Origin of the sequence: uncultured Algibacter sp. (assembly GCF_947490405.1) — a bacterium.
In the GTDB taxonomy this organism is placed as follows: domain Bacteria; phylum Bacteroidota; class Bacteroidia; order Flavobacteriales; family Flavobacteriaceae; genus Algibacter_B.
This window is the reverse complement of the sequence record NZ_CANLGU010000003.1, coordinates 247,301-272,518: the sequence shown is the minus strand read 5'-3', so window position 1 is coordinate 272,518 and position 25,218 is coordinate 247,301. Positions and strand designations below refer to the sequence as shown.

General features: G+C 32.3%; 23 protein-coding genes and 1 pseudogene. 10 read left to right on the top strand and 14 right to left on the bottom strand.

Annotation, left to right across the window (positions count from 1 at the left end):
- Nucleotides 1–60: 60 nt before the first annotated feature.
- The 7 genes and pseudogenes from miaA to Q0772_RS08930 all read right to left on the bottom strand — a co-directional run.
- Nucleotides 61–927, bottom strand: a pseudogene (miaA, locus tag Q0772_RS08960) (tRNA (adenosine(37)-N6)-dimethylallyltransferase MiaA); the annotation flags it as partial.
- A gap of 352 nt (nt 928–1,279) precedes the next feature.
- Entirely contained in the window at nt 1,280–2,131 is an 852-nt protein-coding gene (locus Q0772_RS08955; protein ID WP_298343194.1) for an ion transporter, read from the bottom strand.
- Nucleotides 2,132–2,161: 30 nt separating this feature from the next.
- Nucleotides 2,162–3,532, bottom strand: a complete 1,371-nt coding sequence (locus tag Q0772_RS08950; protein ID WP_298343559.1) for an exonuclease domain-containing protein — start codon at nt 3,530–3,532, stop codon at nt 2,162–2,164.
- A gap of 29 nt (nt 3,533–3,561) precedes the next feature.
- A complete protein-coding gene (locus Q0772_RS08945) occupies nt 3,562–4,233 on the bottom strand; it encodes a YggS family pyridoxal phosphate-dependent enzyme (RefSeq protein ID WP_298343191.1) in 672 nt (223 codons plus the stop codon).
- A gap of 57 nt (nt 4,234–4,290) precedes the next feature.
- Nucleotides 4,291–5,529: a DUF1015 domain-containing protein gene (locus Q0772_RS08940; RefSeq protein ID WP_298343188.1), complete on the bottom strand. Its 1,239-nt coding sequence runs from the start codon at nt 5,527–5,529 to the stop codon at nt 4,291–4,293.
- Between the two features lie 60 nt (nt 5,530–5,589).
- Nucleotides 5,590–6,480 carry a 3-hydroxybutyryl-CoA dehydrogenase gene (locus tag Q0772_RS08935; protein ID WP_298343185.1) on the bottom strand — a complete coding sequence of 297 codons (891 nt, stop codon included), beginning with the start codon at nt 6,478–6,480 and terminating at the stop codon, nt 5,590–5,592.
- Entirely contained in the window at nt 6,481–7,440 is a 960-nt protein-coding gene (locus Q0772_RS08930) for a Gfo/Idh/MocA family oxidoreductase (protein ID WP_298343182.1), read from the bottom strand.
- Nucleotides 7,441–7,597: 157 nt separating this feature from the next.
- On the opposite strand from Q0772_RS08930, the gene Q0772_RS08925 reads away from it, so the two are divergent.
- The gene (locus tag Q0772_RS08925; protein WP_298343178.1) at nt 7,598–8,239 is read left to right on the top strand and encodes a protein-L-isoaspartate(D-aspartate) O-methyltransferase; all 642 of its coding nucleotides are present in this window, start codon (nt 7,598–7,600) and stop codon (nt 8,237–8,239) included.
- Here the strand turns inward: Q0772_RS08925 and Q0772_RS08920 are convergent.
- From Q0772_RS08920 to smpB, 4 genes are all read right to left on the bottom strand, one after another.
- On the bottom strand, nt 8,236–8,847 hold the full coding sequence (locus Q0772_RS08920; RefSeq protein WP_298343175.1) for a methyltransferase domain-containing protein: 612 nt from the start codon (nt 8,845–8,847) through the stop codon (nt 8,236–8,238). The two genes, Q0772_RS08925 and Q0772_RS08920, sit on opposite strands and share 4 nt — an antisense overlap.
- Before the next feature lie 8 nt (nt 8,848–8,855).
- Entirely contained in the window at nt 8,856–10,745 is a 1,890-nt protein-coding gene (locus Q0772_RS08915; RefSeq protein WP_298343172.1) for a Xaa-Pro dipeptidyl-peptidase, read from the bottom strand.
- A 34-nt stretch (nt 10,746–10,779) separates the two neighbouring features.
- Complete coding sequence (locus Q0772_RS08910; RefSeq protein ID WP_298343169.1) at nt 10,780–11,331, bottom strand: hypothetical protein; 552 nt, start codon at nt 11,329–11,331, stop codon at nt 10,780–10,782.
- 66 nt (nt 11,332–11,397) lie between these two features.
- Nucleotides 11,398–11,856: an SsrA-binding protein SmpB gene (smpB, locus tag Q0772_RS08905; RefSeq protein ID WP_298343166.1), complete on the bottom strand. Its 459-nt coding sequence runs from the start codon at nt 11,854–11,856 to the stop codon at nt 11,398–11,400.
- Nucleotides 11,857–11,953: 97 nt separating this feature from the next.
- Between smpB and Q0772_RS08900 the strand changes: the two genes are divergently transcribed.
- From Q0772_RS08900 to Q0772_RS08890, 3 genes are all read left to right on the top strand, one after another.
- Nucleotides 11,954–13,564, top strand: coding sequence for a S41 family peptidase (locus tag Q0772_RS08900; protein ID WP_298343163.1), 1,611 nt, complete (start codon nt 11,954–11,956; stop codon nt 13,562–13,564).
- A gap of 126 nt (nt 13,565–13,690) precedes the next feature.
- Nucleotides 13,691–15,091, top strand: a complete 1,401-nt coding sequence (gene lpdA, locus Q0772_RS08895) for a dihydrolipoyl dehydrogenase (protein ID WP_298343160.1) — start codon at nt 13,691–13,693, stop codon at nt 15,089–15,091.
- Between the two features lie 76 nt (nt 15,092–15,167).
- Nucleotides 15,168–16,004: a hypothetical protein gene (locus Q0772_RS08890; protein ID WP_298343158.1), complete on the top strand. Its 837-nt coding sequence runs from the start codon at nt 15,168–15,170 to the stop codon at nt 16,002–16,004.
- Nucleotides 16,005–16,008: 4 nt separating this feature from the next.
- Here Q0772_RS08890 and Q0772_RS08885 read toward each other — a convergent pair whose 3' ends face one another.
- The gene (locus Q0772_RS08885) at nt 16,009–16,791 is read right to left on the bottom strand and encodes a S1/P1 nuclease (RefSeq protein ID WP_298343155.1); all 783 of its coding nucleotides are present in this window, start codon (nt 16,789–16,791) and stop codon (nt 16,009–16,011) included.
- A gap of 245 nt (nt 16,792–17,036) precedes the next feature.
- On the opposite strand from Q0772_RS08885, the gene Q0772_RS08880 reads away from it, so the two are divergent.
- The 5 genes from Q0772_RS08880 (at nt 17,037) to Q0772_RS08860 (ending at nt 22,578) form a co-directional block, all read left to right on the top strand.
- A complete protein-coding gene (locus tag Q0772_RS08880) occupies nt 17,037–17,612 on the top strand; it encodes an RNA polymerase sigma factor (protein ID WP_298343152.1) in 576 nt (191 codons plus the stop codon).
- Nucleotides 17,612–17,800 carry a hypothetical protein gene (locus tag Q0772_RS08875; RefSeq protein ID WP_298343149.1) on the top strand — a complete coding sequence of 63 codons (189 nt, stop codon included), beginning with the start codon at nt 17,612–17,614 and terminating at the stop codon, nt 17,798–17,800. Before Q0772_RS08880 ends, Q0772_RS08875 begins: the two co-directional genes overlap by 1 nt.
- 20 nt (nt 17,801–17,820) lie before the next feature.
- Nucleotides 17,821–18,636, top strand: coding sequence for a mechanosensitive ion channel domain-containing protein (locus Q0772_RS08870; protein WP_298343146.1), 816 nt, complete (start codon nt 17,821–17,823; stop codon nt 18,634–18,636).
- A gap of 148 nt (nt 18,637–18,784) precedes the next feature.
- Nucleotides 18,785–19,486, top strand: coding sequence for a hypothetical protein (locus tag Q0772_RS08865; protein WP_298343143.1), 702 nt, complete (start codon nt 18,785–18,787; stop codon nt 19,484–19,486).
- Between the two features lie 185 nt (nt 19,487–19,671).
- Nucleotides 19,672–22,578, top strand: coding sequence for a carbohydrate-binding domain-containing protein (locus Q0772_RS08860; protein ID WP_298343140.1), 2,907 nt, complete (start codon nt 19,672–19,674; stop codon nt 22,576–22,578).
- Between the two features lie 75 nt (nt 22,579–22,653).
- Here the strand turns inward: Q0772_RS08860 and Q0772_RS08855 are convergent, their stop codons facing one another.
- Nucleotides 22,654–23,370, bottom strand: coding sequence for a LytTR family DNA-binding domain-containing protein (locus Q0772_RS08855; RefSeq protein ID WP_298343137.1), 717 nt, complete (start codon nt 23,368–23,370; stop codon nt 22,654–22,656).
- Entirely contained in the window at nt 23,370–24,425 is a 1,056-nt protein-coding gene (locus Q0772_RS08850; protein ID WP_298343134.1) for a histidine kinase, read from the bottom strand. Before Q0772_RS08850 ends, Q0772_RS08855 begins: the two co-directional genes overlap by 1 nt.
- 173 nt (nt 24,426–24,598) lie before the next feature.
- On the opposite strand from Q0772_RS08850, the gene Q0772_RS08845 reads away from it, so the two are divergent.
- Nucleotides 24,599–24,991 (top strand): MotA/TolQ/ExbB proton channel family protein, encoded by a 393-nt coding sequence (locus Q0772_RS08845; protein ID WP_298343132.1) that lies wholly within the window; start codon nt 24,599–24,601, stop codon nt 24,989–24,991.
- Nucleotides 24,992–25,218: the final 227 nt, after the last annotated feature.

Here is a 25,218-nt window from a genome sequence, read left to right as displayed (position 1 = left end):
ATCTAAAACATGTTCATTAATTACAGTATTGATTTTGTTTGTAATAAGGTTTATTGATGCATCATAATCAAACCATAAGGTATCTTGATTTTTTTTAAACCAAGTGAGTTGGCGTTTAGCAAAACGACGAGAGTTTTTCTTAATCTCAGAAACAGCAAATTCTAAATCCCATTCACCTAAAAAGTGATTAAAGAGTTCTTTATAACCAACGGTATTTAGCGCATTTAAATCTTTGTACGCCAATAAGCCTTTAACTTCGTTTAGTAAGCCTTCTTGCATCATAATATCTACGCGTTTATTGATGCGTTGGTATATTAATGCTCTATCTGTTGTTAACCCTATGGTAATGGTTTTAAAATGCCGTTTTTCTTTCCCTTTATTTAAGAATGAAGAATACGGTTTTCCTGAGCCTATGTAAATCTCTAAAGCACGAATAACCCGTTGTGGGTTATCTATAGCTATTTTGTTATAAGAAACGGGATCAACCTCTTTTAATTGATTTTGAAGGTGTTGTAAACCTTCTAATTCTAAGCTTCTGTTAAGTTTTTCTCTAATATCTGGATTTACATCAGGAAAATAATCTAAGCCTTTAGTTACTGCATCTACATAAAGTCCAGACCCACCAACCATAATAACAATATCTTTTGTTGCGAATAAAGTTTCTAGTTGTTTAAGAGCGTCTTTTTCAAATGCACCAACATTGTAATTATCTTTTATAGATTTATGATGAATAAAGTGATGTTTAACACTTGCTAATTCTTCTGGAGTTGGTGCTGCAGTGCCAATTTGCATCTCTTTAAAAAACTGTCTAGAATCTGCCGAAATAATTTCGGTTTTATAATGTTGCGCTAGTTTTATACTAAGCGCGGTTTTACCAATAGCTGTTGGGCCAACTATAGAAATAAGATATTTTGTGTTTGGTTTTATGATTTTCTGAATTTTTGGCAAAGTTAATTTGAATAAATGATTTATACGAATTTAACTATTGAATTGGTGATATTAGCTTTTAGGGATTACTTGATTTTGTTTGAAATAAAATGGTTTATATCCATGAAAAGTTCAACAAACCTTCTGATAAAGACTATTTTTATGTTTAAATAATAATAAGCTTAAGCTAGCAAATAGGGCTGCGTTAGTGATTTAACGGCATGTTAGAACTGTCTGATCCCGATAGCTTTTGGGAGAATGAGTAAGTAGTGAAATATTTATATTCATGAGTTCAATAGTTTAAAATAGAAATCAACGAATAAATCCCGATCCTTATAGTAACGCCCAAAAACTAGCTATAAAGTTTTTCGCCACAATTATAGCAATAGTCTGCTTTATCTTTATGGTTTTCTGCCAAACAATTTTCACAGGATTGAGAGTTTAAATTTATTTCTGGTTTATTGGGTTTTTGTTTGCCACTATTTGTCTGACTTGTATATTCGGCAGAAACAATACCTGTTGGTACAGCTATAATACCATAACCTAAAACCATAATTATGGCGGCTATAAACTGACCCAGAGGAGTAACAGGAGCAATGTCTCCAAACCCAACCGTGGTAAGCGTTACAATGCACCAATATACGCTAACAGGAATACTAGTAAAACCGCTGACTTCTCCTTCTATAAGATACATAAGTGTGCCAAAAATGATGCATAAAATTAATACGGCAAACAGGAATACAGATATTTTTGCACGACTTGATTTTAGTGCAGCAGCTAAATGGTTTGAAGCCCCTAAGTAACGGGCTAACTTTAATATTCTAAATATACGAAGTAAGCGTAAGGCTCTTAATGCTGCTAAAGCATGAATGCCTCCAAATAGTAATGATATGTATTTTGGAATGGTTGAAAGCAAATCGATAATACCGTAAAAGCTAAAAACATAGTTTAGTGGTTTTTTTACAGTAATGATTCTTGCTATATATTCTAAACTAAAGAGTATTGTTATAATCCATTCTGAAATATTAAGGAAGTTATGATATTTATTGTCAAAACTTTTAATGCTTTCTAGCATTACTAGTATAATACTGGCTATAATGGCAATAAGAAGAATAACATCAAAAAGTTTACCTGCAGGAGTGTCTGCTTCATAAATAATGTCATGAAGTTTTGATTTCCAGTTTGTTTTTGATGTATTACTCATAAATCCAAAAGTAAGAAAAGAATATATAAGTTATTTGTTTTCTAACTCAACTATTTTTAAACGTTTGTTTCGTCTTAAATAATTTTGAATGATATGCTGGGTATCCCTATTATTTTGCATAGGTGTTATTATGGACTCTAGAACTTTAAGATTAGTAATTTGATAGTTTAAATTGAAAAAACCAATCCCTTTAAAAACGCCATTTTCTATTAGTATAGCACTTCGTTCATCGATGTCTCTACCTCTGTCAATAATTACCATGTTTTTGTTGGTATAGCTGTTTTTTTCAATTAACGCTTCAACACGTTTGTTGTAAGACTCTGGAGCTTCTTTTTGTATACATGCACCTTCACAGCTTTTAATTTCGAAATTAAAACAACTAGTTTTTGTTTTATAAAGACCAGTAAGTTTTTGGCATAAATTATAATCTTCAACAGCTTTAGTTATAAAACTCTTTCCGCTTTGGCGATTACTAAAGGTAGTAATGGGCTTTTTACGACCATCTGCGACATCAATTTTTAAGTTTATATAGTTGTTTTCGTCTTTAAAACTATACAAAGCGTGTGTAAAAATAGAACGACGTAATGCTCTGTTATGTATAGGTTTTACTTTTTTTATTTCCTCACTTTCTTTTAAAAGCGCAACAAGTTCACTTCCAGTAGCTTCATAAGTTACAGTGGTTACTTGGGCTTGTATTTTTTTAGATTTATGGTTAGTACCTGTAAAATGTTGATTAATACGTTTTTTTATGTTTTTGCTTTTACCAATGTAAATAATATCTCCGTTCTCTTTGTGGATATAGTAAACACCTGTAATAGCAGGTAAAGCATCAATAATATCTAAATGTCTTGGTTCTATTTGGCGTTTGGGGTTTAGCCTAATGGAATTTTGAATAATACTTTTTGTGGTGTCTTTATCTAATAACATCTTAAATAACTTGACTGTTGCCAATGCATCTCCAGATGCACGGTGTCTGTCAGTTACAGGGATTCCGAGTGATCGAACTAATTTACCTAAGCTATAAGATGCTTGCCCAGGAATTAAATCTTTGGAAAGCTCTACGGTACAAAGCGATTTTCTTTCATATTCATAACCAAGTCGTCTGAACTCAGTGCATAAAATACGGTGATCAAATTGCGCATTGTGAGCTACTAAAATGCAATCTTCAGTAATTTCTATAATACGTTTTGCAACTTCATAGAATTTTGGGGCATTGCGAAGCATGTTACTATTTATACCAGTTAAATTAACCACAAAAGGTTGTATCTCACGTTCAGGATTTACGAGACTTATAAATTGATCTATTACCTCATGCCCATCATACTTGTAAATAGCAATTTCTGTTATGCCTTCTTCGTTGTACTTTCCACCGGTAGTTTCTATGTCTAAAATTGCGTAAATAGGAAGTTGTTATTTTATTGTTTAAAAGCTTAGTTTTTATAACTTCTATGTCCAAATATACTACTTCCAACTCGAATCATGGTGCTTCCGCAGTCAATTGCTAATGGATAATCGCTACTCATACCCATACTAATAGTTTCTAGTTTACAATTGTTAGTATTAAGTACTTTTAATGTTTCAAAAGTAGATTTTAATTGCTTGAATTCATTTTCTATTTGACTTTGATTGTCAGTAAATGTTGCCATTCCCATAACACCAGTGATTTTGATGTTTTCTAGTTCTGCAAAATCTTTAGATTGAATAATGTTTGAAGCGTCTTCTGGAGTCATACCAAATTTAGAATCTTCTGAAGCTATTTTTATTTGAAATAAACAATTAATGACTCTTTCAATCTTTTTAGCCTGCTTATTTATTTCCTTGAGTAATTTAAAATTATCTACACCATGAATTAAAGAGACAAAACCCGCCATGTATTTGACTTTGTTACGTTGTACATGCCCAATCATATGCCATTCAATATCTTTAGGCATTTCCTCATATTTCTCTGCCATTTCTTGGATTTTATTTTCGCCAAAAATACGCTGACCAGCATTATATGCTTCTATGAGATCATTTACAGGTTTGGTTTTTGATACTGCTACAAGCGTAACATGCTCTGGTAGAACGGATTTTATGTTTTTTAAATTATTTTTAATAGACATTGTTTTATTTAAAATGTTTTAATGAGATATTAAATAAGTATAGAAAAGCTATAAATATCAAAACTCATAAATGATTATGCCACTTCTTAATTTAGGTAAAATATAAGTGCTTTTTGGAGGCATAGTTAAACCTTCATTTGCTATGTTTTTTATTTGTTTGATAGTAGCAGGACACATGCCAAACCCAATTTTAAATTCGCCACTATCTACGCTGCTTTTTATAGTAATTATATCGTGTTTCCCATTCACATATTCTATGCGATTATCGTTTCTTAAATCGTTTATACCCAATATAGGCTGTAGTATGGTTTTGTATAATAATTCTGCATCAAGTTCATCCAAAGCCGTATTAACTTTATATCGTGCTTTTCTGAGGTATAAAGAATAAAAATCACCATCCAAATACATACTAAAATGATGAGGTTTTGATGGGGTATAGGGAATGTTACCTCTGTTCTCTATTCGGTAAGCAGAATCTAAACGAATTAAAAATGCTTCTTTTGTTAATCCATTTAAGTCTTTTACAAGTCTATTAAACTCATGGATTACCAAATCTGATTCTGGAATTAGATAAGACATGAAAAAGTTATAGGATTCTGTACCATTATGATTTGGGTTTTTATCTTTTTCATCTTTATATAACAGATAAGATGACGATGATCTGTGATGTCCATCTGCAATGTATATAGTCTTCATTTTCTCAAACTCGTTCTGAATTTGATTAATAGCTTCTTCATCTTCTATTTTCCATAAATAATGGGTGTCTCTGTAGGTCATGGTAAACTCAAATTCTGCATGATTTTTTTGAGTTTGCTCTATTATAGATGAAATTACTTTATTATCAGGATAGGTGAGAAGTACAGGTTCTGCATTAAACCCAACGGTTTTTAAATAGCTTTTAAAGGTTTGCTCACGTTTAGCAATAGTATCTTCATGTTTTTTTATAACATTATTATCATAATCTTTAGCACTGGTAGCTGCAATAATACCGTTAAATTTTTGTCCGTGTCTATCAACTATCTTGTAAACATACAACGAAGGCTTTTCATCTTGAATAAAAATGCCATCCTCTTTAAACTCTAAGTATCTATTTCGAACAAGTTTATATCGGGCTTCACCATGAATAGTTTGATGATATTTATATCCTGGATTTACGATATGAAGAAAACTGTAAGGATTATAATCCATTCTTGATTCGCGCTCCTCAACCGTGTAACTTTGATAAGGTCTTGCTGCTACCAAACCTACAATAGCTCGGGTTGGTCGCACCGCTTTAAATGGAATTATTTTTGCCATAATTTTAAGATAGCAATCGCAGTATTCAGTGTCAGTACTGATAACGGCGACTGAGACTGTTTACTTTAAAAATTGAGTTGAAACTTTCTCCGCTTTTCTACTTTCAGCATAATCGTAGAATCCTTCACCAGACTTTATACCCAATTTACCAGCTCTTACCATATTAACTAAGAGCGGACATGGTGCATATTTTGGGTTTTTAAAACCATCATACATCACATTTAAAATAGATAAGCATACATCTAAACCTATAAAATCAGCAAGTTGTAGAGGCCCCATTGGGTGTGCCATACCTAACTTCATAACGGTATCAATCTCTTCAACACCAGCCACACCATTGTAAAGCGTTTCAATAGATTCGTTGAGCATAGGCATTAAAATACGATTTGCTACAAAACCAGGATAATCATTTACTTCAACAGGAATTTTTCCTAAGCTTTTAGAAAGTTCCATGATGGTATTAGAGACATCATCACTAGTGTTGTAACCTCTAATAATTTCTACCAATTTCATTATGGGTACAGGGTTCATAAAGTGCATTCCAATAACGCGCTCTGGTCTTGATGTAGCAGCTGCAATTTGGGTTATGGAAATAGAAGATGTATTAGTAGCTAAAATTACTGATTCTGAACACGCCTTATCTAGCGTTTTAAAAATATTGAGTTTTAGTTCTAAATTTTCTGTAGCAGCTTCAACAACTAGAGTAGCAGAATCAACACCATCTTTAATATTGGTGTAAGGGGTTATATTATTTAAAATCTCGGTTTTCTGTTGCTCAGTAATTTTTTCTTTGGAAACCATTCTATCTAAATTCTTAGCTATGGTTTGTATACCTTTTTTTAGAGCGTCTTCACTAACATCAATTAACTGAACTTTAAAGCCGCTTTGAGCGAAAGTGTGAGCAATACCATTTCCCATAGTACCTGCTCCAATTACTGCAACGTTTTTCATTTAAAAACTATTTATAATTTGCGTAGCAACTCGTAAGGCTTCTGTTCCGTCATGTAGCGTTACAATAGGCGTCGTGTTATTATTTATAGCATCTGCAAAAGTTTCTAATTCATCTAAAATGGAATTATTATCTGGTACAGATGGATTATCAAAATATATTTGCTTTTTAACACCCTCAGCATTTTGGAGAATCATATCAAAATCTCCAGGGTTTTCAGGCGCGTCTTTCATTTTAACAACCTCACATTTTTTTGTTAAAAAATCAACTGAGATATAGGCATCTTTTTGAAAAAAGCGTGCTTTACGCATTTTCTTTAAAGAAATTCTACTAGCTGTTAAGTTAGCTACACAACCATTTTCAAACTCTAAACGTGCATTAGCAATATCGGGTGTGTCACTAATTACAGCAACACCACTAGCTGAAACTTTTTTCACTTTAGATTTTACAACACTTAAAATGATATCAATGTCATGAATCATTAAATCTAGTACCACGGGTACATCAGTACCTCTGGGGTTAAATTCTGCTAAACGATGTGTTTCAATAAACATAGGTGAGTTAATTTCATCCTTAACAGCAAGATAGGCAGGGTTAAATCGCTCTACATGACCAACTTGTCCTCGTAAATTGTTTTCAGCTAAAAGTTGTCTAATATGTTCTGCTTCTTCAACCGTGTTGGTAATTGGTTTTTCTATAAAAATATGTTTGCCTCTAGCAATGGCTTGTTTAGCACAATCATAGTGTGATAGTGTAGGCGTTACAATATCAACCATGTCTACAGCATCAATTAAAGCATCAATCGAGTTGAAAAATTTATAACCAAATTCAGCTTCTACTTTTTTACCATTTTCTTCATCGGCATCATAAAACCCAACAAGCTCATATTTTTCAGATTGTTTAAGAAGTCTTAAATGAATTTTACCTAGGTGACCAGCACCAAGAACTCCAGCTTTTAGCATATTCTTTACGTTTTCAACAAAAATAATTATTTAAAGTATCAAGTTAAGTAAATAATCTAAAAGTTTTTGAGCTAAAATGACGAAAAATAAAATCTGAATAAATAGCTTTCTAGCTTAAAAATCTTTGACTAATTTTAGCAACTAAACACCACCAGAATTGAAAGATACTTTTAAGCATCAAGGACTAAGGCAGCAACTCGTTAACATATTAAAAAACAAAGGAATAACCAATTCAAATGTTTTAAAAGCTATTGGTAATATACCTAGGCACTTGTTTATGGATTCTAGTTTTTTAGATCATGCATACCAAGATAAAGCCTTTCCTATTGCTGCAGACCAAACCATTTCTCAGCCTTATACGGTAGCATTTCAATCTGAATTATTGCAAATAAAACCTGGAGATAAAATCCTTGAAATAGGTACAGGAAGTGGTTATCAAACAGCTGTTTTATGTGAGCTGGGAGCAAGAGTTTATAGTATTGAGCGGCAAAACGAATTATTTAAAAAAACGAGTAAATTTTTACCGAAACTAGGGTACCGCGCTAAAAAACTCATTTTTGGTGATGGATATATTGGATTAGAGGGAGAGGCACCTTTTGATGGGGTTATTGTTACTGCAGGAGCGCCTTTTGTGCCTAAACCTTTATTAAGTCAATTAAAAATAGGAGGAAGACTAGTAATACCTGTGGGTGACGATGTTCAAATTATGACGATGTATACTCGAAAAGGGCCAAAAGAATTTGAACAAGAAGAGTTTGGTGAATTTAGATTTGTACCTTTATTAGAGGATAAAAACTAGTTAGATTTTTTTCTAAAAACTCCAAATAACTCTTTGTCTTGTCTAGACGGAATCGAATTATAACTCACTTCAAACGTTTTAACTTGAAATAAGTGAGAGAAATACCCCAGATATTCTTTTTTGGAGCCACCAAAAGGACGTTTTTCCACATCTCTTGACAATGGGAAATTAAACCATAAGCCTACTAACTTACCATCTTTTTTTAATAGCTCGAACATTTTATTGGCATAAGCTTCCCTGTTATTTTTGCTAGGAGGAAAAGAGCAGAAAAACGTTTGTTCAATAATCAAATCATATTGGTTTTTATGAGTAAAGAAGTCATCATGAATAATCTGATTTTTAGGAAAAAGAGGGACTCTAGATTGAAATGCCTTCAACGGTTCTTTTGAAATGTCTAAAACAAATACATTTTTAAATCCCTTATTGAATAAATATTCTGCCTCATAAGAATTTCCAGCACCAGGTATTAAGATTTTTAAATCTTTATTTTTTAACTGGTCTATGTACGTTTTAATTGGTGTTGATGGTTCTCCAATATCCCAACCAGTTAGGTTGTCTTTGTATCTTTTAGACCAATAAGCTTCACGTTTATTTCGTCGTGCGTTCAATTTAATATTTAGTCTTTAAATGCGTCGTTAAAACTATTTGAGCCACCAACAACTGGTAAGTCTAAAACTGTTCCATCTAAATCTATAGTAAGTTCTGCTCCAGGGCTAGGGTGTAATGTATATTCTTTATCACTAGAAAAAATCATTAAACCAATTTGTTGTCCTGCTTTAATAACTTGATCATCAGGTTGCAAATCGAAAGTAACGTTGTAAAATTCACCAGGAACTAGAGGTTCACTTTCAGTTAAAGATTTATGATTCTGAGGGTCTGCCCAACCACGTGTAATAATATTATCTGTAGTTTTTGCTCTTCTACTATCGTTCCATGGCAGTGATACTAACCATACTGATAAATTTGCGGCAGGTTTATTACTTGCCAATTTTACAGTGATTTGTGGTACACCAGAAATATGAATATCTTTTTTAAGTTTTGGTGTTATATATAGTAATCGATGCTTGGTAATTTCAGCTTGAGCTAAAGCTTTTCCCGAAAACGAATAGTTGTCCACTAAAGTTTCTTTACCCTGTTTTGATGTTTTTTGTGATGTTAATCCACCGCTTTTAGGAGCCCCCGAAGTAAGGTGTAAAGTAATATTAGAAGCATCTGGATTTGGATAATCTTTATAAGCTGTTGGATTTTCCATTTTATCATCTTCACGAACAATCCAAGCTTTATTAGGTTCATTTTCAACACCATTTTCAATACCATGTAAAAAACGAGTAAACCATTTATTCATCATACTTACTGGAGGTGGACCACCATGTCCAAATTGGTGGTAATAAATTTGAGAAGGAATGCCCATTTCTTTAGCTTTTTTATAGATACGGTAACTGTGTTCTGGCATCACATTCCAATCATTAAAACCGTGAGACATCAATAAAGCAGCTTTCATAGGTGCCATATCATTTAAATAATCGCGTCCTGCCCAAAAATCATTATAATCACCAGTTTCTCTATCCATACCATTTTTCATTTCAGTATCACGCACCATGGCATTACTGTAGTCTCTTTTAGATTTGAATACTTTTGGTATATCCGAGTCATTTACCTTTTTATTGTTGGGAATAAGAGGTTCTTCGCCACCACTATGGATAAAATCATACAAAACATCAATATCTTCACCTAAATACCCACCAGGAGAACGTACCAATCCATTAGAGCGATAATAATGGTAATAGGATGTATTTGGTGCAATTGGTATTATGGCTTCTAATCCATCAACACCAGTAGTTGCAGCTGCAAGCGGAATGGTTCCATTATATGATGTTCCCGTCATGCCCACTTTTCCGGTACTCCAAAAAGCTTTTACAATCTCATTTCCGTAAGGTTCTGTATAGCCTTTTGCTCTTCCGCACAACCAATCAATAACTGCTTTTGGGGCTAATGATTCATTATCGTCTCCAACAGTAGGTGAACCTTGAGATAATCCTGTTCCAGGGGAAGAGGAATGTACCACGATATAACCACGTGGAATCCATTTTTTTAAGTGAGAGTTAGATATGATTGGTCGCTTCCCTAAACGCGTTACTTCAGGGTGAACACGGTCTTTTGCAGTTGCTCCTAATTCATGTTTTACATCCCAAAATAAACCTTCAACATCTGGAGCAACACCAGCAAAATAAGGGCTTGAAACATAAATAACCGGAAGTTTTAACCCTTTGTCTGTTTGGAAAGGTCTGGTTACAGATACGTGCATGCGGTCTAATTTCCCATCACCATCCGTATCAAATTCAGTTTCCACAAACAAGTCATGCCTTATCCATTTTTCGGGAGTGTTAAAAGCTTCAACAATTTGAGCTTCACCATCTTTAAAGATTGGTTTTGCTGTATCCTGTGCATTGATTTTAAAGATAAATGCAATTAAAACTAAGGGTAATATGTATTGTTTGTTTAACATAATGGATTGAATTTAGATAGTTGAAGAGTTATTGTTAAGGTAAATATTTTTTTGGAATGGGGTTTTCCTCAGATTCTTGGGTCCAATAAATATTAATAACCCACCAGCGCTCACCGTCATTTAATAATTGAATACTATTAATGCCTCTCATAAAAGGTTTTTCATCATTTTCGCTGTAAAAAGCTTCGTAAGTACTAAATACTTGTGTAATATTCCCGAAGGAATTTACTTCTCTGTGTATTTCCTTTTCAAAAAAACCATTTTCAACCAACCATTTTCCCGATCCTTTTATATAATCATTTGGAGACATATAACGAACTCTGTAAGTTCCCGATTTATCTTTACCTGATGGAATTAATTTGGCGTCAGGCTTAAAAAGAAACTTAAACTGTTTCCAGTTTCTTTCTTTGCCTTTTTCACCAGAAATAACATTATAAAGAGATTTAATAGTGCTGTTTAAAGTTAAAACGGATGAACTATCAATTTTAAATTCAACAGTTTCTTTTTCTTCGTTTTTAGTTTTTTTTTGTGCCTGAATATTAAGACATAACATTCCAATCAATAGAAAAGAAAATAAGTTTTTCATTGTAATGATTTTAAAAACCGTAAATTAGAAAATATAAATAATCTGGAGCGTTAAGAAACCCTTAATTTATTTGTAGTTTTTTTTAATTCTGTCCAGGTCACGTTTGTTGTCTCTATCTTTTATGGTTTCACGTTTGTCATAAAGCTTTTTACCTTTTGCTAAAGCAATCTCTAATTTGGCATAGCCTTTATCGTTAATAAATAAACGTAACGGAATAATAGTGAGCCCAGTATTTTGGACTTCTTTATTTAATTTTTTAAGTTCTCTTTTGTTTAATAGTAGTTTTCTAGTGGCTTTCGGTTTGTGGTTGTAATAGTTGCCAAAAGCATACTCTTGGATAGTCATGTTTACAACAAACAGTTCACCATTTTCACTAAACTCACAAAAACTTTCAGCAATAGAAGCTTTGCTGCTTCTAATAGATTTTATTTCGGTACCTGTTAACACAATACCAGCAGTGTATTTATCTAAAATCTCATATTGAAATCGAGCCTTTTTGTTCTGTATGTTGATGTTTTTTTGCATGAAGGGCAAAACTACAGAATTTCATTTGATTTTTTTAAAAAGTTAAAGAAACATTAATCCGTTTTTAGATTTCTTTAATACTAGTATTTTAGCTTACATGAAGCGACTTCTTTTATCAGTTTTATTGTTTTTAATTTTGGTTTCATGTAAAAGTGTTAAAAAGCATAATGAACATATTACTAAGTTGCATGCTGTTGCAGATTTACACGAAGATGTTGATAAATTGTATGGTCAATTAAAACGGCACCATCCAAAATTATATCAGTATACTTCTAAGGAAGTTTTAGACTTTAAATTTGATAGCCTTAAGAACAGTATAAACACGCCGATTGATTCAAGAACATTTTATAAAAAGTTGGCTCCTGTGGTTGCCGAGGTAAGGCAAGGGCATGTTGCTGTTGGATCTGTAAGTAAGTGGTTTACAAGAAAGGAAAGAAAATTACTTAAAAAGAATAAGTTTGAGTTTTATGATTTAGAAGTGGCATATTTAGAAGGGAAACTATGGGTTAAAGATTACTTTGGAAAGGACTCTACCTTAGTTGATAATGAAATTTTGAGTATAAATAATGAATCTGCTTCTAAATTGGTTGAGGTTTATAAAACTCGTTTTGCTTCTGATGGTTACAATAAAACGCTTCACGATAGATATATTTCCAAAGGGTTTTCGGTATTTTACTATAAGGATAAAGGTTTTCAAGACAGTTTGAAAATCACGTTTAAATCTAAAGACTCTGTATTTAATAAAATGTTCAGAAGAATTTCTAAGGACAATAATAAGCGCAAGCCTCAAGACCGTATAAAAGCCAAAGACTCTACTTTAATTAAGGGGGTAAAGCCATTAATTTTAACTAAAGAGCAAAAGCAAGTCATTAAAATTGCAAAGCGAAAGCGAAAAAAAACCAATAGAAAATATGGGTATTTAGGAAAGAAAAACAAATACACCCGAAATTTTAATTTTATTGGAAAAGATACCACTGTAGCTTACATGAAGTTAAGAAGCTTTACCAATGGACCGTATAAAAAGTTTTATAAAGAAAGTTTTGTAAAATTAGATTCTGCTAAAACTAAGTATATGATTTTAGATTTACGAGATAACGGTGGTGGGCGAATAGCAGAAATCGATTATTTATATTCCTATTTAGCCAATAAAGATTATCAGTTTATTACGGAAAGTGAAGTTAAAAGTAAAACTCCATTTTTAAAATCGTTTATGAGTAATACAACGCCTAATAGTTTAAAAGTTATGGGATCTATGTTTTATCCGGTAGTTGCGGTGCACAATCTTTTAAAAATAAAAAAGCGAGATGGTAAACTATACTATAACTTCAATAAACACACTAAAATAAAATCGCCTAATCCACTTAGTTATCAAGGTAAGTTATATGTGCTAATTAATGGTAATTCTTTTTCAGCATCATCACTTATATCCACACATTTAAAAGCAAACAAGCGTGCTGTTTTTGTTGGAGAAGAAACTGGTGGTGCTTATAACGGTACGGTAGCAGGGATTTACAAAACGTATCAACTTCCAACTTCTAAAGTAAAAGTTAGGATGGGGCTTATGCAAATTGAAGCACCTCAAAAACAAACACCTGATGGTTATGGTATTAAGCCAGATGTTGAGATTTTACCAAATTTAAAGGATAGAAAATCAAATATTGATACTGAATTGGAGTGGATTTTAAATGATATTCATAAACATCATTAAATTGTTTAAAAAACTCTTAATCCTTTAAAGCCCTTGAATCTAAATTCGTATTTTTGATTTTAGTTTTGCTTTGTTATGCTTAGCGCAGTCAAAGCATCTTTTTTTTAATATTACATAAATAATTATATGAATTCATACGATGTAGCCGTTATTGGTTCTGGTCCTGGAGGTTATGTGGCAGCCATTCGTTGCGCACAATTAGGCATGAAAACTGCCATTATAGAAAAATATGCAACACTTGGTGGTACCTGTTTAAATGTTGGTTGTATTCCAAGTAAGGCACTTTTAGATTCATCTCATCACTATGATGATGCGGTAAAGCATTTTGAGGAACATGGTATTGAAGTACCAGGTGAAGTAAAAGTGAATTTAGAGAAGATGATTGCGCGTAAACAAGCCGTTGTAGACCAAACTACAGGAGGAATTGATTTTTTAATGAAAAAGAATAAAATTGATGTATACCAAGGTTTAGGAAGCTTTAAAGATGCGACTCATATTACCATTTCTGGTGAGGAAAATACAGAAATTGAAGCTAAAAACACAATTATAGCTACGGGTAGTAAACCTTCAAACTTACCATTTATTGAGCTTGATAAAGAGCGCATCATTACATCTACTGAAGCCCTAAAGCTTAAAGAAATCCCAAAACACATGATTGTTATTGGTGGTGGTGTTATTGGTTTAGAATTAGGACAGGTATACAGACGATTAGGATCAGAAGTAACTGTTGTGGAATATATGGATAGAATTATTCCAACCATGGATGCAGGATTATCTAAAGAATTGAATAAAGTTTTCAAGAAAGCGAAATTCAAAATGCAAGTATCTCACAAAGTAAAGTCAGTTACCCGAAAAGGAGACGAAGTTATCGTGAAAGCAGATAATAAGAAAGGTGAAGAAGTTGAATTTAAAGGCGATTATTGTTTAGTATCTGTAGGACGTCGTCCTTATACAGATGGATTAAATACTGAAGCTGCAGGCGTAAAACTAGACGATAGAGGTAGAGTAGAAGTAAACGAGCATTTACAAACATCAGCATCCAATATTTATGCTATTGGAGATGTTGTAAAAGGTGCAATGTTAGCGCATAAAGCTGAAGAAGAAGGTGTTTTTGTAGCTGAAACTATTGCTGGACAAAAACCGCATATTGATTATAACTTAATTCCTGGAGTCGTTTACACATGGCCAGAAGTTGCTGCAGTTGGTAAAACTGAAGAAGAACTAAAGGAATCTGGTGTAGATTATAAGGTAGGCTCTTTTCCAATGCGTGCATTAGGTAGAAGTAGAGCCAGTATGGATTTAGATGGTTTTGTGAAAATTTTAGCTGATAAAACCACAGATGAAATTTTAGGAGTACACATGATTGGAGCTCGTGCGGCAGATATGATAGCTGAAGCTGTTGTGGCAATGGAGTATCGTGCAAGTGCTGAAGATGTTTCAAGAATGTCTCATGCACATCCAACATTTACAGAGGCTATTAAAGAAGCAGCTTTAGCGGCTACTGAGGATAGAGCTTTGCATATTTAAAATCGTATATTGAAAAATAAAATTAGAACAAAAAGCAATCAATTATTGATTGCTTTTTGTTTTTAAAAGTATTTCTATGAAGAGATTAGCATTAATTTTAATCTTTATAGCGTTTAATTCATGTTCTCCAAAACTTCGGAGTTCAGTTATAAAAAAACTACCAGAACTAGAAGAAAGTGAATTAGTGGTTATACTTGATATTGTTGATGATCAAATTATAAAAGGCGATATAATAGGAGAACTAAAAGCTACAGATAATGGATTCTCAGAAAATTGTTCTTATTATGAAAATCTTGAACATTTAAAAGTTTTGGCTAGAAAAGCAGGAGCCAATTTAGTTAAAATAACCAAACATAAGCCAGCTGATAGTTGGAGTAGTTGTGATAGGCTTTGGGCTAAGATTTATAAAGTTGATGATGCTAAAAATTATGAAACAGAAATAGAATGGTCATCTGATAGAAAATTAACATGGGATGATTTTAAAGGAGTTCCAGATGATGAAAATTATCCAAATGCTTTAGCTGTTACTAACTCTGGTTTTGGGTTTTACTCGAATGGTTTAAATTTATTTTCAAAAGGTAAGATTTTTGTAAAAACTGTATTTGTAAATAATAGTAGTTGGTTTAGGCCAGAAGGAAAAACACCTTATGTTTTAACTCATGAGCAAATTCATTTTGATATTACTGAAATTTATGCTAGAAAACTAAGAAAGGCTTTTATTGATGCTAATATTACGCCTTCAAAAGGCGCTGAGGCTGAAAAAATTTACTATAAGATTCATAATGAATGGGAAGGGCGCCAAAGTCTTTATGATATACAAACGCAATTCGGTGAAAAATTTGAAACTCAAAAAAAGTGGAAGTCTATAGTAGAAATTGAATTAGCAAAATATGATTTATATAAATCAAATTAGTCTACTAAAACAAATCATTTAAATATTGCGCTAAACGAATTCCAGCAATTTGTAATTGACTCCTAACGGTTTTAAAGTTATTGTAAGAGTAGCGATATCTTAAATTTTCATCAGGTTCAGCAGAAGCATATACTTTTTTTGTTAACTCATGGGTTTCATTCACCCAGTCAATAACTGATCCTTTTTGGATGGACTTTACTTGGTCTTTGGTTAAAACATCTGCATTATCAGTTAGTTCAGTATAAGTCATATTATATTTTTCAATCATGCCACTATCCCAAACTCTATGTAGGTTGGAATCCTCATAATGCCATTGCACTTTAAAATCGTTTCCACCTCTATCTTCTTCCAAACCAATATGCATAGGTTGATGCAAATCGCCAATAAGATGAATTAATAACTTCAAGTAAAATGATTTGTCATCATCTGTAGATTTATCGTCTTTAATAATTTTTGTGCAATAAGCTATTCCAGTTACTAAATCGCCTTTCGGATTTTTTTTAGAGTCTTCGTAATTAGAATCAAGAGGCATATTTATGTAGTGCCAAGTGTAAAATTTATTATAGCGTTTATCTGCTTTTATCTCATCAGCAAATGTTGAAACAAAAGCAAGCGATTTTCTTTTTAATAAGCGTCTTACTTCTCTTTTGGCTTTTCCTTTTAAATAGATGTCAGCTATTTTTCCAACAACACGATGTCCCGTTTGTCCCCAAAAATCATCACTAGCATGACTATTCGTTGGTAAAATAAATATAGTAGCAATAAGGAAAACGTATAGAGACTTCATAAACTTAAATTTTTGCTAATTTAAGAATATCCATTATAAGTTTCCTATTTAGTAAAGCCATTAACAAAAGTTTAAACCTTAAATTTACTGTTTCAATATAACAAAGAATTTGCGTAGTATGTGCGTAAGTATATTATTATGTTTTGCGCATTAATAAATGTTTTTTTTATTTTTTTGCAAAACTTGTGACCTTTTAAAAAGTATTGGGTCTTAAAGATTAATAACTAAATAGCGTTAAGCTAAATTTGAAAACCCTAAACAATATTAATAAGCTATCTGATGAGGATCTGGTAGAAGCAATCGTCAAAACAAACGACACATTGCTTTTCGAGACTTTGTATGATAGGTATGCGGGTCTAGTATATAATAAATGTTATGGTTTTGCGAAAGATGAAGATGAAGCTAAGGATTTAACGCAAGATGTATTTTTAAAACTCTTTGTTAAACTAGCTAGTTTTAAAGGTAAATCGAAATTTTCAACATGGTTATATTCATTTACTTATAACCATTGTGTTAATTATGTAACTAGAAATACGGCTAAGAAATTTGAGAAACAGTCGGTTGATTATAAAGATATAGAAAACCTTTCAGAAGAAGAGGAAGACGATAAAAGTCTCCTGACCATGAAAGTTGATAAATTAAAAGTAGCATTAGAGCTCATTTCTCCAGAAGAGAAAATGATTTTGCTAATGAAATACCAAGATTTCTTAACGATTAAAGAAATAGAAGATGCTCTAGGTATAGGACAAAGTGCGGTGAAAATGCGAATTAAACGCGCTAAAGACAAATTAATAACCGTTTATAACGAAAACCCAAATTAATGGATAATCCATTTAAACATATAAACCAGCCACTTAAAGAAGTTCCTCAGGAACTTAAGTCGAAGGTTATGAGTGATATTGCTATGGCAAAACTCATAATGGATTTAGCTGCTTTGTTTTCTTATAACTTTAGTCATGTTATAGAAACGGTAATTAGTAAGAGAAATAATAATAACAAAAATACATAACCAATAATAACCCTATAATTATGAATTTTTTAGACCAAATAAAAGAATCATTAGAAAAAATATGGCTAGATATTGCGGCCTCTGCACCAAAAATTTTAGGTGTACTTGCTCTAATAATTATATTCTTGATTGTTACAAAAATTATAACAAGTATTTTAAAAAAGGTACTTACTAAAGCCAATGTTAATAAACTAGGTGATAAGCTAAATGAAATAGAGTTATCAGAAGGGAAAACCCTAAATGTTAATTTGGTTAATATTTTAGTTAAAACAGTTAAGTGGTTATTATACATCGTATTAATTACTATTGTAGCAGATATTTTACAATTAACAATGGTTTCTGAGGGATTAAAGAGTTTTATGGGCTATTTGCCAAAACTGTTTACCGCTCTAGTAATTATAACATTAGGCCTTTTGTTTGCAACGTTTGTTAAAAAATCTTTGCAAAATTTATTCGAGTCTATAGATTTATCTGGAGGTAAATTAATAAGCCAACTGGTATTTATTATCCTAATGGTTTTAATAAGTATCACGGCACTTAATCAAGCAGAGATAAATACTGAAATTATAACCAGTAATATTAAAATGATACTGGCAGCATTTCTTTTAGCGTTTGCATTAGCGTTTGGTTTTGGAGCACGCAAAGCGGTAGAAAAAATACTAAATACGTTTTATGCCAGAAAACTTTACGAAATAGGGCAAGTTATTGAGTTCAATGACATCCGTGGTGAGGTAGAAGCTATTAATAGTATTTCAGTAACTATAAAAACAAAAACAGGTAAAGTCATTATACCTATTAAAGATATTGTAGAGAGTCAAGTAAGTATTCAGGATTAACTTTAAGTTAGGGTTAAAATTTGGTTGGTTACTTTTCTGGGTAACGAAACGCTCTCTACATCTTATCATCCCTTTTCATGAATTTGGAAAGGGATTTTTTTTATTAAAATTTAAAGTGATAATTTAGAGATCAATAAATATTCACTACATGAAAATTTCTTTTGCTCTTTTTGTATGTTTTACTTTAAGTATAAAACTATGTGCTCAAGCAAACATCCCAGAGGATTATAAACTAGTTTACAGTCAAGATTTTGAATCTAATGAAGCGATACATGATTTTGAAATGACAGATAGCAAAGTGTGGCGCATTTCAAAAGAAAGCAACGGCAACTGTTTAGAGCTTGTTGAAAAAAGCAATTACAAACCAGAAGTAAGGTCGCCATTTAATATAGCTTTAATTAAAAATGTGCTTCTTGGTGATTTTATTTATGAAATACGACTAAACCAAAACGGCAGAGAATACGGGCATCGCGATTTATGTTTAATGTTTGGTATTACTAACGCCTCCAATTTTTATTACACACACATCGCTACAAAAGCAGATGCACACGCAAATTCTATTTTTTTAGTTAATGATGAGCCTCGAAAAAGTATAGCTTCAGAAAGAACTAAGGGTACTAGTTGGGGCGCGGTAAACGATTGGCATACCGCTAGAGTAGTTAGAAAAGTTGAAGAAGGGCTTATTGAAATTTATTTTGATGACATGACGACACCTATCATGAAAGCTACAGATACGCATTTTAAATCTGGATACTTAGGTTTTGGTTCGTTTGATGATACGGGTAAATTTGATGATATTAAAGTTTGGGCTGATGGTAAACTAAAAGAAAAAAAACAAATTTTTAGATAAAAGTAGCACATCAGTATTTAATATCTTACGTTAATTGATCATAACGACTTAATCTGCAGTTTGTATAATTCACATTGCAAATCAGTACACTACATGACACTAAGGCTCTTTTACTTTAGTATCTTCGGAAAAATGTGCATTTAGTATTGAATGCATACTTTTTAAAAAATTGAAAAAGAGAAAGCATGACAACAATTACACTTAGGAAAGTATCCAAGTTACAAATTTTATTATTACTACTCGTCTTAAACGGTTTTTCATTAAAACTTTTTGCTCAACAATATCCATTTAACACGCCAAATACTATAACGGCATCCTTAAATGTAGAAACTACCAATACAGAGCCTTTTAATAACAAAATTATAGGCTATAATATTGAAGGTTTTAATACGCAATTACAAAAAGATTTTATAAAATTAGTAAACCCAGTAACTATAAGATTTCCACACGGTGTTTGGGCTAATTTTTATGAATGGCAAGATGATACTTATCAACAAGATGATTATGATAATGGAAGCCATCAAGATGTTTTAGATGTATATGTTAGAAGTATAAAAGGGCATATAGGTGGTATCGCGTCTTTAAATACAGATAGAAAAGCTGTTACTGGTGGACAAGGCTATGACATGATGTGGACTTACAGTGTTAATTTTGATGATGGTGCTAGTAGTGTTGCTAGAGCACAAAAGGATATTGGTTTAGGTTTAGAAGTAAAAGCTATTGAGTTAGGAAACGAGCATTTTTGGAAAAACCAGCGTGCTAATAGAACTGCAACACCAGCTTTATATTTATCCGCAGCTACTGAGGTATCAACAGCATTAAAGGCCGAATTTCCAGATATTAAATTATCTATTCCTTTAGGTTGGAGACGAAGTCAAGCTGGTTATAATAATGAAATTATAGGAGATGGCAATTATTTTGATGCCATTACTGTACATAAGTATTTAGGCGCTGATCCTGATATTCCTGGAGAAAGTAATAGTGCATACAGTGCATTATTAACTGCTAAGTTAGAATTAGCTGAAGACGTTAATTGGGTGAGAGATAATTTTGCACCTGGAAAGCCAGTATGGTTAACTGAATGGGGGGTTTCTGCAGGTAGCGACGTTCATGCTGGCGCATGTTTAGGACTAGCAGATGTTTATATGTATATGGCAGAAAATCAAGATATCTATGAGAGAGCCAACTGGTTTAGTTTTAATAGAATTTTAAACGCTATGGTGGTTGTTTCTCCACAAAGACAACCTATATATCCATTACAAAAAAGAGGCTATTTATCTACTTATGAAATTATACAAGATGTATACAGAGATGCTATAATGTTATCTGGTACAGTTACAGCTTCTACAGATTTAACAGTGCCAAGGGGTTCTGTAAAGGCAGTAAATGCAAGGGCAACTACAAAAAATGGAGAAACAAAAATAATGGCTGTTAATTTAACAGATAAACCTGTAGAATTCGAATTGAAGTTTGATGATATTGAATATACAGGCGCTTTTAATCATGAAGCATTGGTGTTTGAAAATTTAGGACCTGTAGCACCAGTAGATTATTTTTCAAATCAATTGCAATTAATAAAACAGGGTACAGGCACTATTATTTTACCACCATTATCGGTAAGTAAAATTTCTGGAATATATCTCAATGAGAATGCACAAGCAATATCTGGAATTATTGAGGCCGAAAGTTTTTCATCATCTACAGCTCTTGGTGTTGCTACGGATAACGATATTACCTATATAAATAATATGCAAAGTGGTGATTGGTTAGAATACACAGTAAATGTTTTAAATACAAACACCTATAATTTTGAATTTATTTATGCTTCAGAAGTTGCTGATGCTATAATCGGCATAGAGATAGATAATGATGTAGCTTTTAATGATTTTGCATTATCACAAACTGCAAGTGCATTAGATTTTCAAAGTAGTACACGGTTTAATGTGCCTTTAACTAAAGGCATACATACATTACGTATCAATGCAATAAATGGGGTACTTAATTTAGATAAGGTTAATGTTGATTTACTGATACCGTTACAAGCTCCTGTATTTTTATCACCAGGAAATGCTGATAATGTTTTACCAGGAGAAGATATAGAAGTTGAAGCATCAATAGCACTAAGTGCCTCTGAAATTGCGAGTGTAGATTTATTTGTCAATAATGTTTTAGTGCGAAGTATCACTAGTGCACCGTTTACTTGGGGTTTTGATGGACAAAACGATACTGCTCTAGAAAATATAGCAGCAGGTGATTACGAGCTAAAATTAGTACTAACCCATACAGACAATAGAACAGCCGAAACAGTTATAAATATTACGAGTAACGATTTTCCATCACGACCTTATAATAATGTAACGCGTACCATACCTGGAATAATTCAATTTGAAGACTACGATACAGGAGGCGCCGGTGTTGCCTTTTCAGATTCTACACTAGGAAACGTGGGTGGAGCATATCGTACTGGTGCTGGTGAAGATGTAGATATCACAACAGGAGGTACGGGTTTTGTAGTGTCTAGTGTTGTTGGTAATGAATACACAAGGTATACCGTAGATGTTACCGAAACTGGAGACTACGAAATGTTGGTAAATTATAGAACGCTCTCTAATAACTCAAAACCTTTTGAAGCCTCAATCTTAAATCAGCAATTAACGTCCAAAACAAACCTTTTTACAGCGCCAAATGGTTCTACTACTTCTGGTATTAGAAAAATTACAGATGGAAGCGGTGCCACAGTATATGGTGATTATACTTCAAGCGTATTTACCTTAACCGAAGGGAAATGGGTTTTAGAATTAAAAATTCCTGTGGGTGGAGCAGGACCTACTTACGATTATGTAACCATCAATAAAGTAGGTGCATTAAGTATTGACGAGGTTACGAGTGCTGAAGATTTTAAAGTATACTCCATACCTAGTAAAAATGGTAAGTTTAATTTAAGTACTCCAAAAACTTGGAAAGTCTACTCTTTATTAGGGGTAGAGGTATCACAAGGAACAGGAGATCAAGTAGACATTTCTGCGTTCTCTAAAGGTATTTATATTTTAAGAACCAAGTCTGGTGTTATCAAGCGTTTATTGTATAATTAATCAAGGCATATAAGTATTAAAAATCTCTTGAATCTATTTTAGCTTTTCAAGAGATTTTAAAAGGACTAATCTTCACTAAAATTTTTCTAGTACTTCTAAAACGCCTTTTTTATAACTTCTACTTATTGTAAGTGCGGTATTATTAATTGTTATTTCCTCGTTGGTAAAAGACGTAATGTGTTTTAAGGCAATGATATAAGAACGATGAATTCGTAAAAAACGTTTGTTTGGTAGTTTTGCTTCAATGGCACTTATTGTTTCTCTAGTCACTATAGTTTCATTGGCTAAATGAATTTTTATATAATCGCTGTAACTTTCAATGTAGATTATAGATTCAAAATCTATTTTAATCATGCGTCTATCGGCTCGAACAAACATAAAATCATTCGGGTCAACTTTTGTGGCTGTGGTTGTTTCGATTGATGCGTAAACATCATAATAAGTATTTACTGCTTTTAATAACCTTTCAAAAGAAATAGGTTTCATCAAATAATCTATAGCTTGCAGTTCAAAACCCTCAACAGCAAAATCTCTATAAGCTGTTGTAAAAATAATTTTCACATCCTTATTTATAGATTTAGCAAAGGATATACCTGATATTTCGGGCATATTAATATCTAAAAAAATTAAATTGATGGTGTGGGTTCTTAGCACATTAAAAGCTTCAATGGCATTATTACACCTAGCAACTATTTCTATATGCGGTATTTTAGCCAAATGCGTTGCAATAACGTCTCTTGCAATAGCCTCATCATCCACAATTATACACGATATGTTTTTGCTTTCTTGCATTAATTGGTCATGAGTTTTAAATGGACTTTAAATATTCCATTTGTATGTTCAATATCAAGTTGGTGCTTATCTTTATATAATAGGTTTAATCGCTTCTTTATATTTTCTAAACCAATACCATTTTTAGATGTAAGATTATCGCTGGTAGTATTATCAATGTCAAAAAATATGTTTTTGTCTTCACAATACAGTTTAATGTTAATATGAAGTGTCCCGTTTTTTAAACTCCCGTGTTTAAAGCTGTTTTCAATAAATGGAAGCATGAGCATGGGAGGAATTTTTACGTCTTCTAAAATATTTTTGGTTTCAAAATTAATTTGAAGCGTATCATTAAAACGCATTTTTTCCAACTCAATATAATCATCAATATGATTAATTTCATCTTGCAACGCCACAAAAGGTTTATCAACCTGATATAATAAATAGTCTAACAAGTTTGAAAGCTTTAAAATCATTTCTGGTGTTTCATCAGCTTTCTTTAAAGCAAAACCATACATGGTGTTTAATGTATTAAAAAGAAAATGCGGATGAATCTGCATCTTTAAGTAATTCAGTTCTTGTTCTTTTAGTTTTAATTGGGTTTCTAAAATTTTGGTTTCCAGTTTTTTGGTGTCTTCAGCATGTTTTAAGTTTAGTTTTAAAAGCTTAAACGCACTAACAATTATAACCACTAAATACACGCTAATAGCTACAAATAGTAAGCTTTTGCTAATGGGTGCCATGTTTGTATGCTCGAAATTTGAAAGATAAACAAGCCCATAAAACACAGAGATCACAATAAGGTATGCCGAAATTATAAACACGTAGAGGCTGTAGAGACCAAATAAAAAGTAGCGTTTCGGGATTAAATAATCGAGTATTATTTTATAAATAAACACATAAGTTGTAGCAATGGTTATGGGCATTAAAAAAAATGAAAAGTTTCTAACATAGCTATAATCGCTACTATCCACACCAAAAAAGTAGGTATAAAACAAGAGCACGCCATACCAAAATATAACGTGTAATAGAATCTGTCCTATCTTTTTTAATATGAAGCGTAATGTAAACATCATTACAATAATAATACAAATTTGTTGTGGTTTTTTGTTTTGTAGACGAATAACCAGATTAACAATGGATTTAACGTTATGTTATTTTAATTGCTAAATTCGTCATCCGTCGCATTTTAAATTTTACCACAGCTTAAGCCTTTATGTTTGTAGCATGTTTAATTAAAACCATTATTATGAATGTATCATCAGTTATTTCTTTAAATGTTTTTGCAGACCGTTTTATGGAAGGCGGCCCCGTATTTATGTCACTTATTTTAATATGCCTATTATTAGCCTTATTTTTTCTAGTTATGGGATTTATAAACCTTAAAAAAGATGCAGCCAAATCTAAAAAAATGACCAGTTTAGCGTCCGATGCCAGTATTCTAGGTTTGGTATTTGGGTTTCTAGGGTCTATTATAGGCATGATTACGGCGTTTGATGCTATTGAAGCCATAGGTGATGTAAGCCAAGGTATGATGGCTGGCGGACTAAAAGTTTCTTTTTTAACAACCGTTTTTGGCGCCGTAACATTTATATTACCACGCATTGGTATTATTATTTTAAAAGCATTACAGAAAAGCTAGTAGGGTAAAGGTTCTTCATCAATCAAGAAACCAAGCAACTTAAAAAAATCTCTTTTTCATGTATTTGAAAAGGGGATTTTTTTGTTTAAGTTTTGTATTTGTGGATTCCTGCCTTCGCAGGAATGACAGAACTCATTATATTAATTCTAGAAACATTGAGGAATTTTTTGATTAAATAACGGTTTACAGATTATTAACTTTAAAATACGCAATATTCCTTTTTGTCA

Excerpts from the sequence above, each read along its gene's own strand:
- Q0772_RS08940 (WP_298343188.1), bottom strand. The coding sequence starts at position 5,529 with ATGGCAAAAATAATTCCATTTAAAGCGGTGCGACCAACCCGAGCTATT.
- Q0772_RS08865 (WP_298343143.1), top strand. The coding sequence starts at position 18,785 with ATGAAAATTTCTTTTGCTCTTTTTGTATGTTTTACTTTAAGTATAAAA.
- Q0772_RS08935 (WP_298343185.1), bottom strand. The coding sequence starts at position 6,480 with ATGAAAAACGTTGCAGTAATTGGAGCAGGTACTATGGGAAATGGTATT.
- Q0772_RS08875 (WP_298343149.1), top strand. The coding sequence starts at position 17,612 with ATGGATAATCCATTTAAACATATAAACCAGCCACTTAAAGAAGTTCCT.
- Q0772_RS08900 (WP_298343163.1), top strand. The coding sequence starts at position 11,954 with ATGAAGCGACTTCTTTTATCAGTTTTATTGTTTTTAATTTTGGTTTCA.
- Q0772_RS08955 (WP_298343194.1), bottom strand. The coding sequence starts at position 2,131 with ATGAGTAATACATCAAAAACAAACTGGAAATCAAAACTTCATGACATT.
- smpB (WP_298343166.1), bottom strand. The coding sequence starts at position 11,856 with ATGCAAAAAAACATCAACATACAGAACAAAAAGGCTCGATTTCAATAT.
- Q0772_RS08855 (WP_298343137.1), bottom strand. The coding sequence starts at position 23,370 with ATGCAAGAAAGCAAAAACATATCGTGTATAATTGTGGATGATGAGGCT.
- lpdA (WP_298343160.1), top strand. The coding sequence starts at position 13,691 with ATGAATTCATACGATGTAGCCGTTATTGGTTCTGGTCCTGGAGGTTAT.
- Q0772_RS08845 (WP_298343132.1), top strand. The coding sequence starts at position 24,599 with ATGAATGTATCATCAGTTATTTCTTTAAATGTTTTTGCAGACCGTTTT.
- Q0772_RS08930 (WP_298343182.1), bottom strand. The coding sequence starts at position 7,440 with ATGCTAAAAGCTGGAGTTCTTGGTGCTGGTCACCTAGGTAAAATTCAT.
- Q0772_RS08910 (WP_298343169.1), bottom strand. The coding sequence starts at position 11,331 with ATGAAAAACTTATTTTCTTTTCTATTGATTGGAATGTTATGTCTTAAT.
- Q0772_RS08870 (WP_298343146.1), top strand. The coding sequence starts at position 17,821 with ATGAATTTTTTAGACCAAATAAAAGAATCATTAGAAAAAATATGGCTA.
- Q0772_RS08885 (WP_298343155.1), bottom strand. The coding sequence starts at position 16,791 with ATGAAGTCTCTATACGTTTTCCTTATTGCTACTATATTTATTTTACCA.
- Q0772_RS08860 (WP_298343140.1), top strand. The coding sequence starts at position 19,672 with ATGACAACAATTACACTTAGGAAAGTATCCAAGTTACAAATTTTATTA.
- Q0772_RS08890 (WP_298343158.1), top strand. The coding sequence starts at position 15,168 with ATGAAGAGATTAGCATTAATTTTAATCTTTATAGCGTTTAATTCATGT.
- Q0772_RS08945 (WP_298343191.1), bottom strand. The coding sequence starts at position 4,233 with ATGTCTATTAAAAATAATTTAAAAAACATAAAATCCGTTCTACCAGAG.
- Q0772_RS08850 (WP_298343134.1), bottom strand. The coding sequence starts at position 24,425 with ATGATGTTTACATTACGCTTCATATTAAAAAAGATAGGACAGATTCTA.
- Q0772_RS08915 (WP_298343172.1), bottom strand. The coding sequence starts at position 10,745 with ATGTTAAACAAACAATACATATTACCCTTAGTTTTAATTGCATTTATC.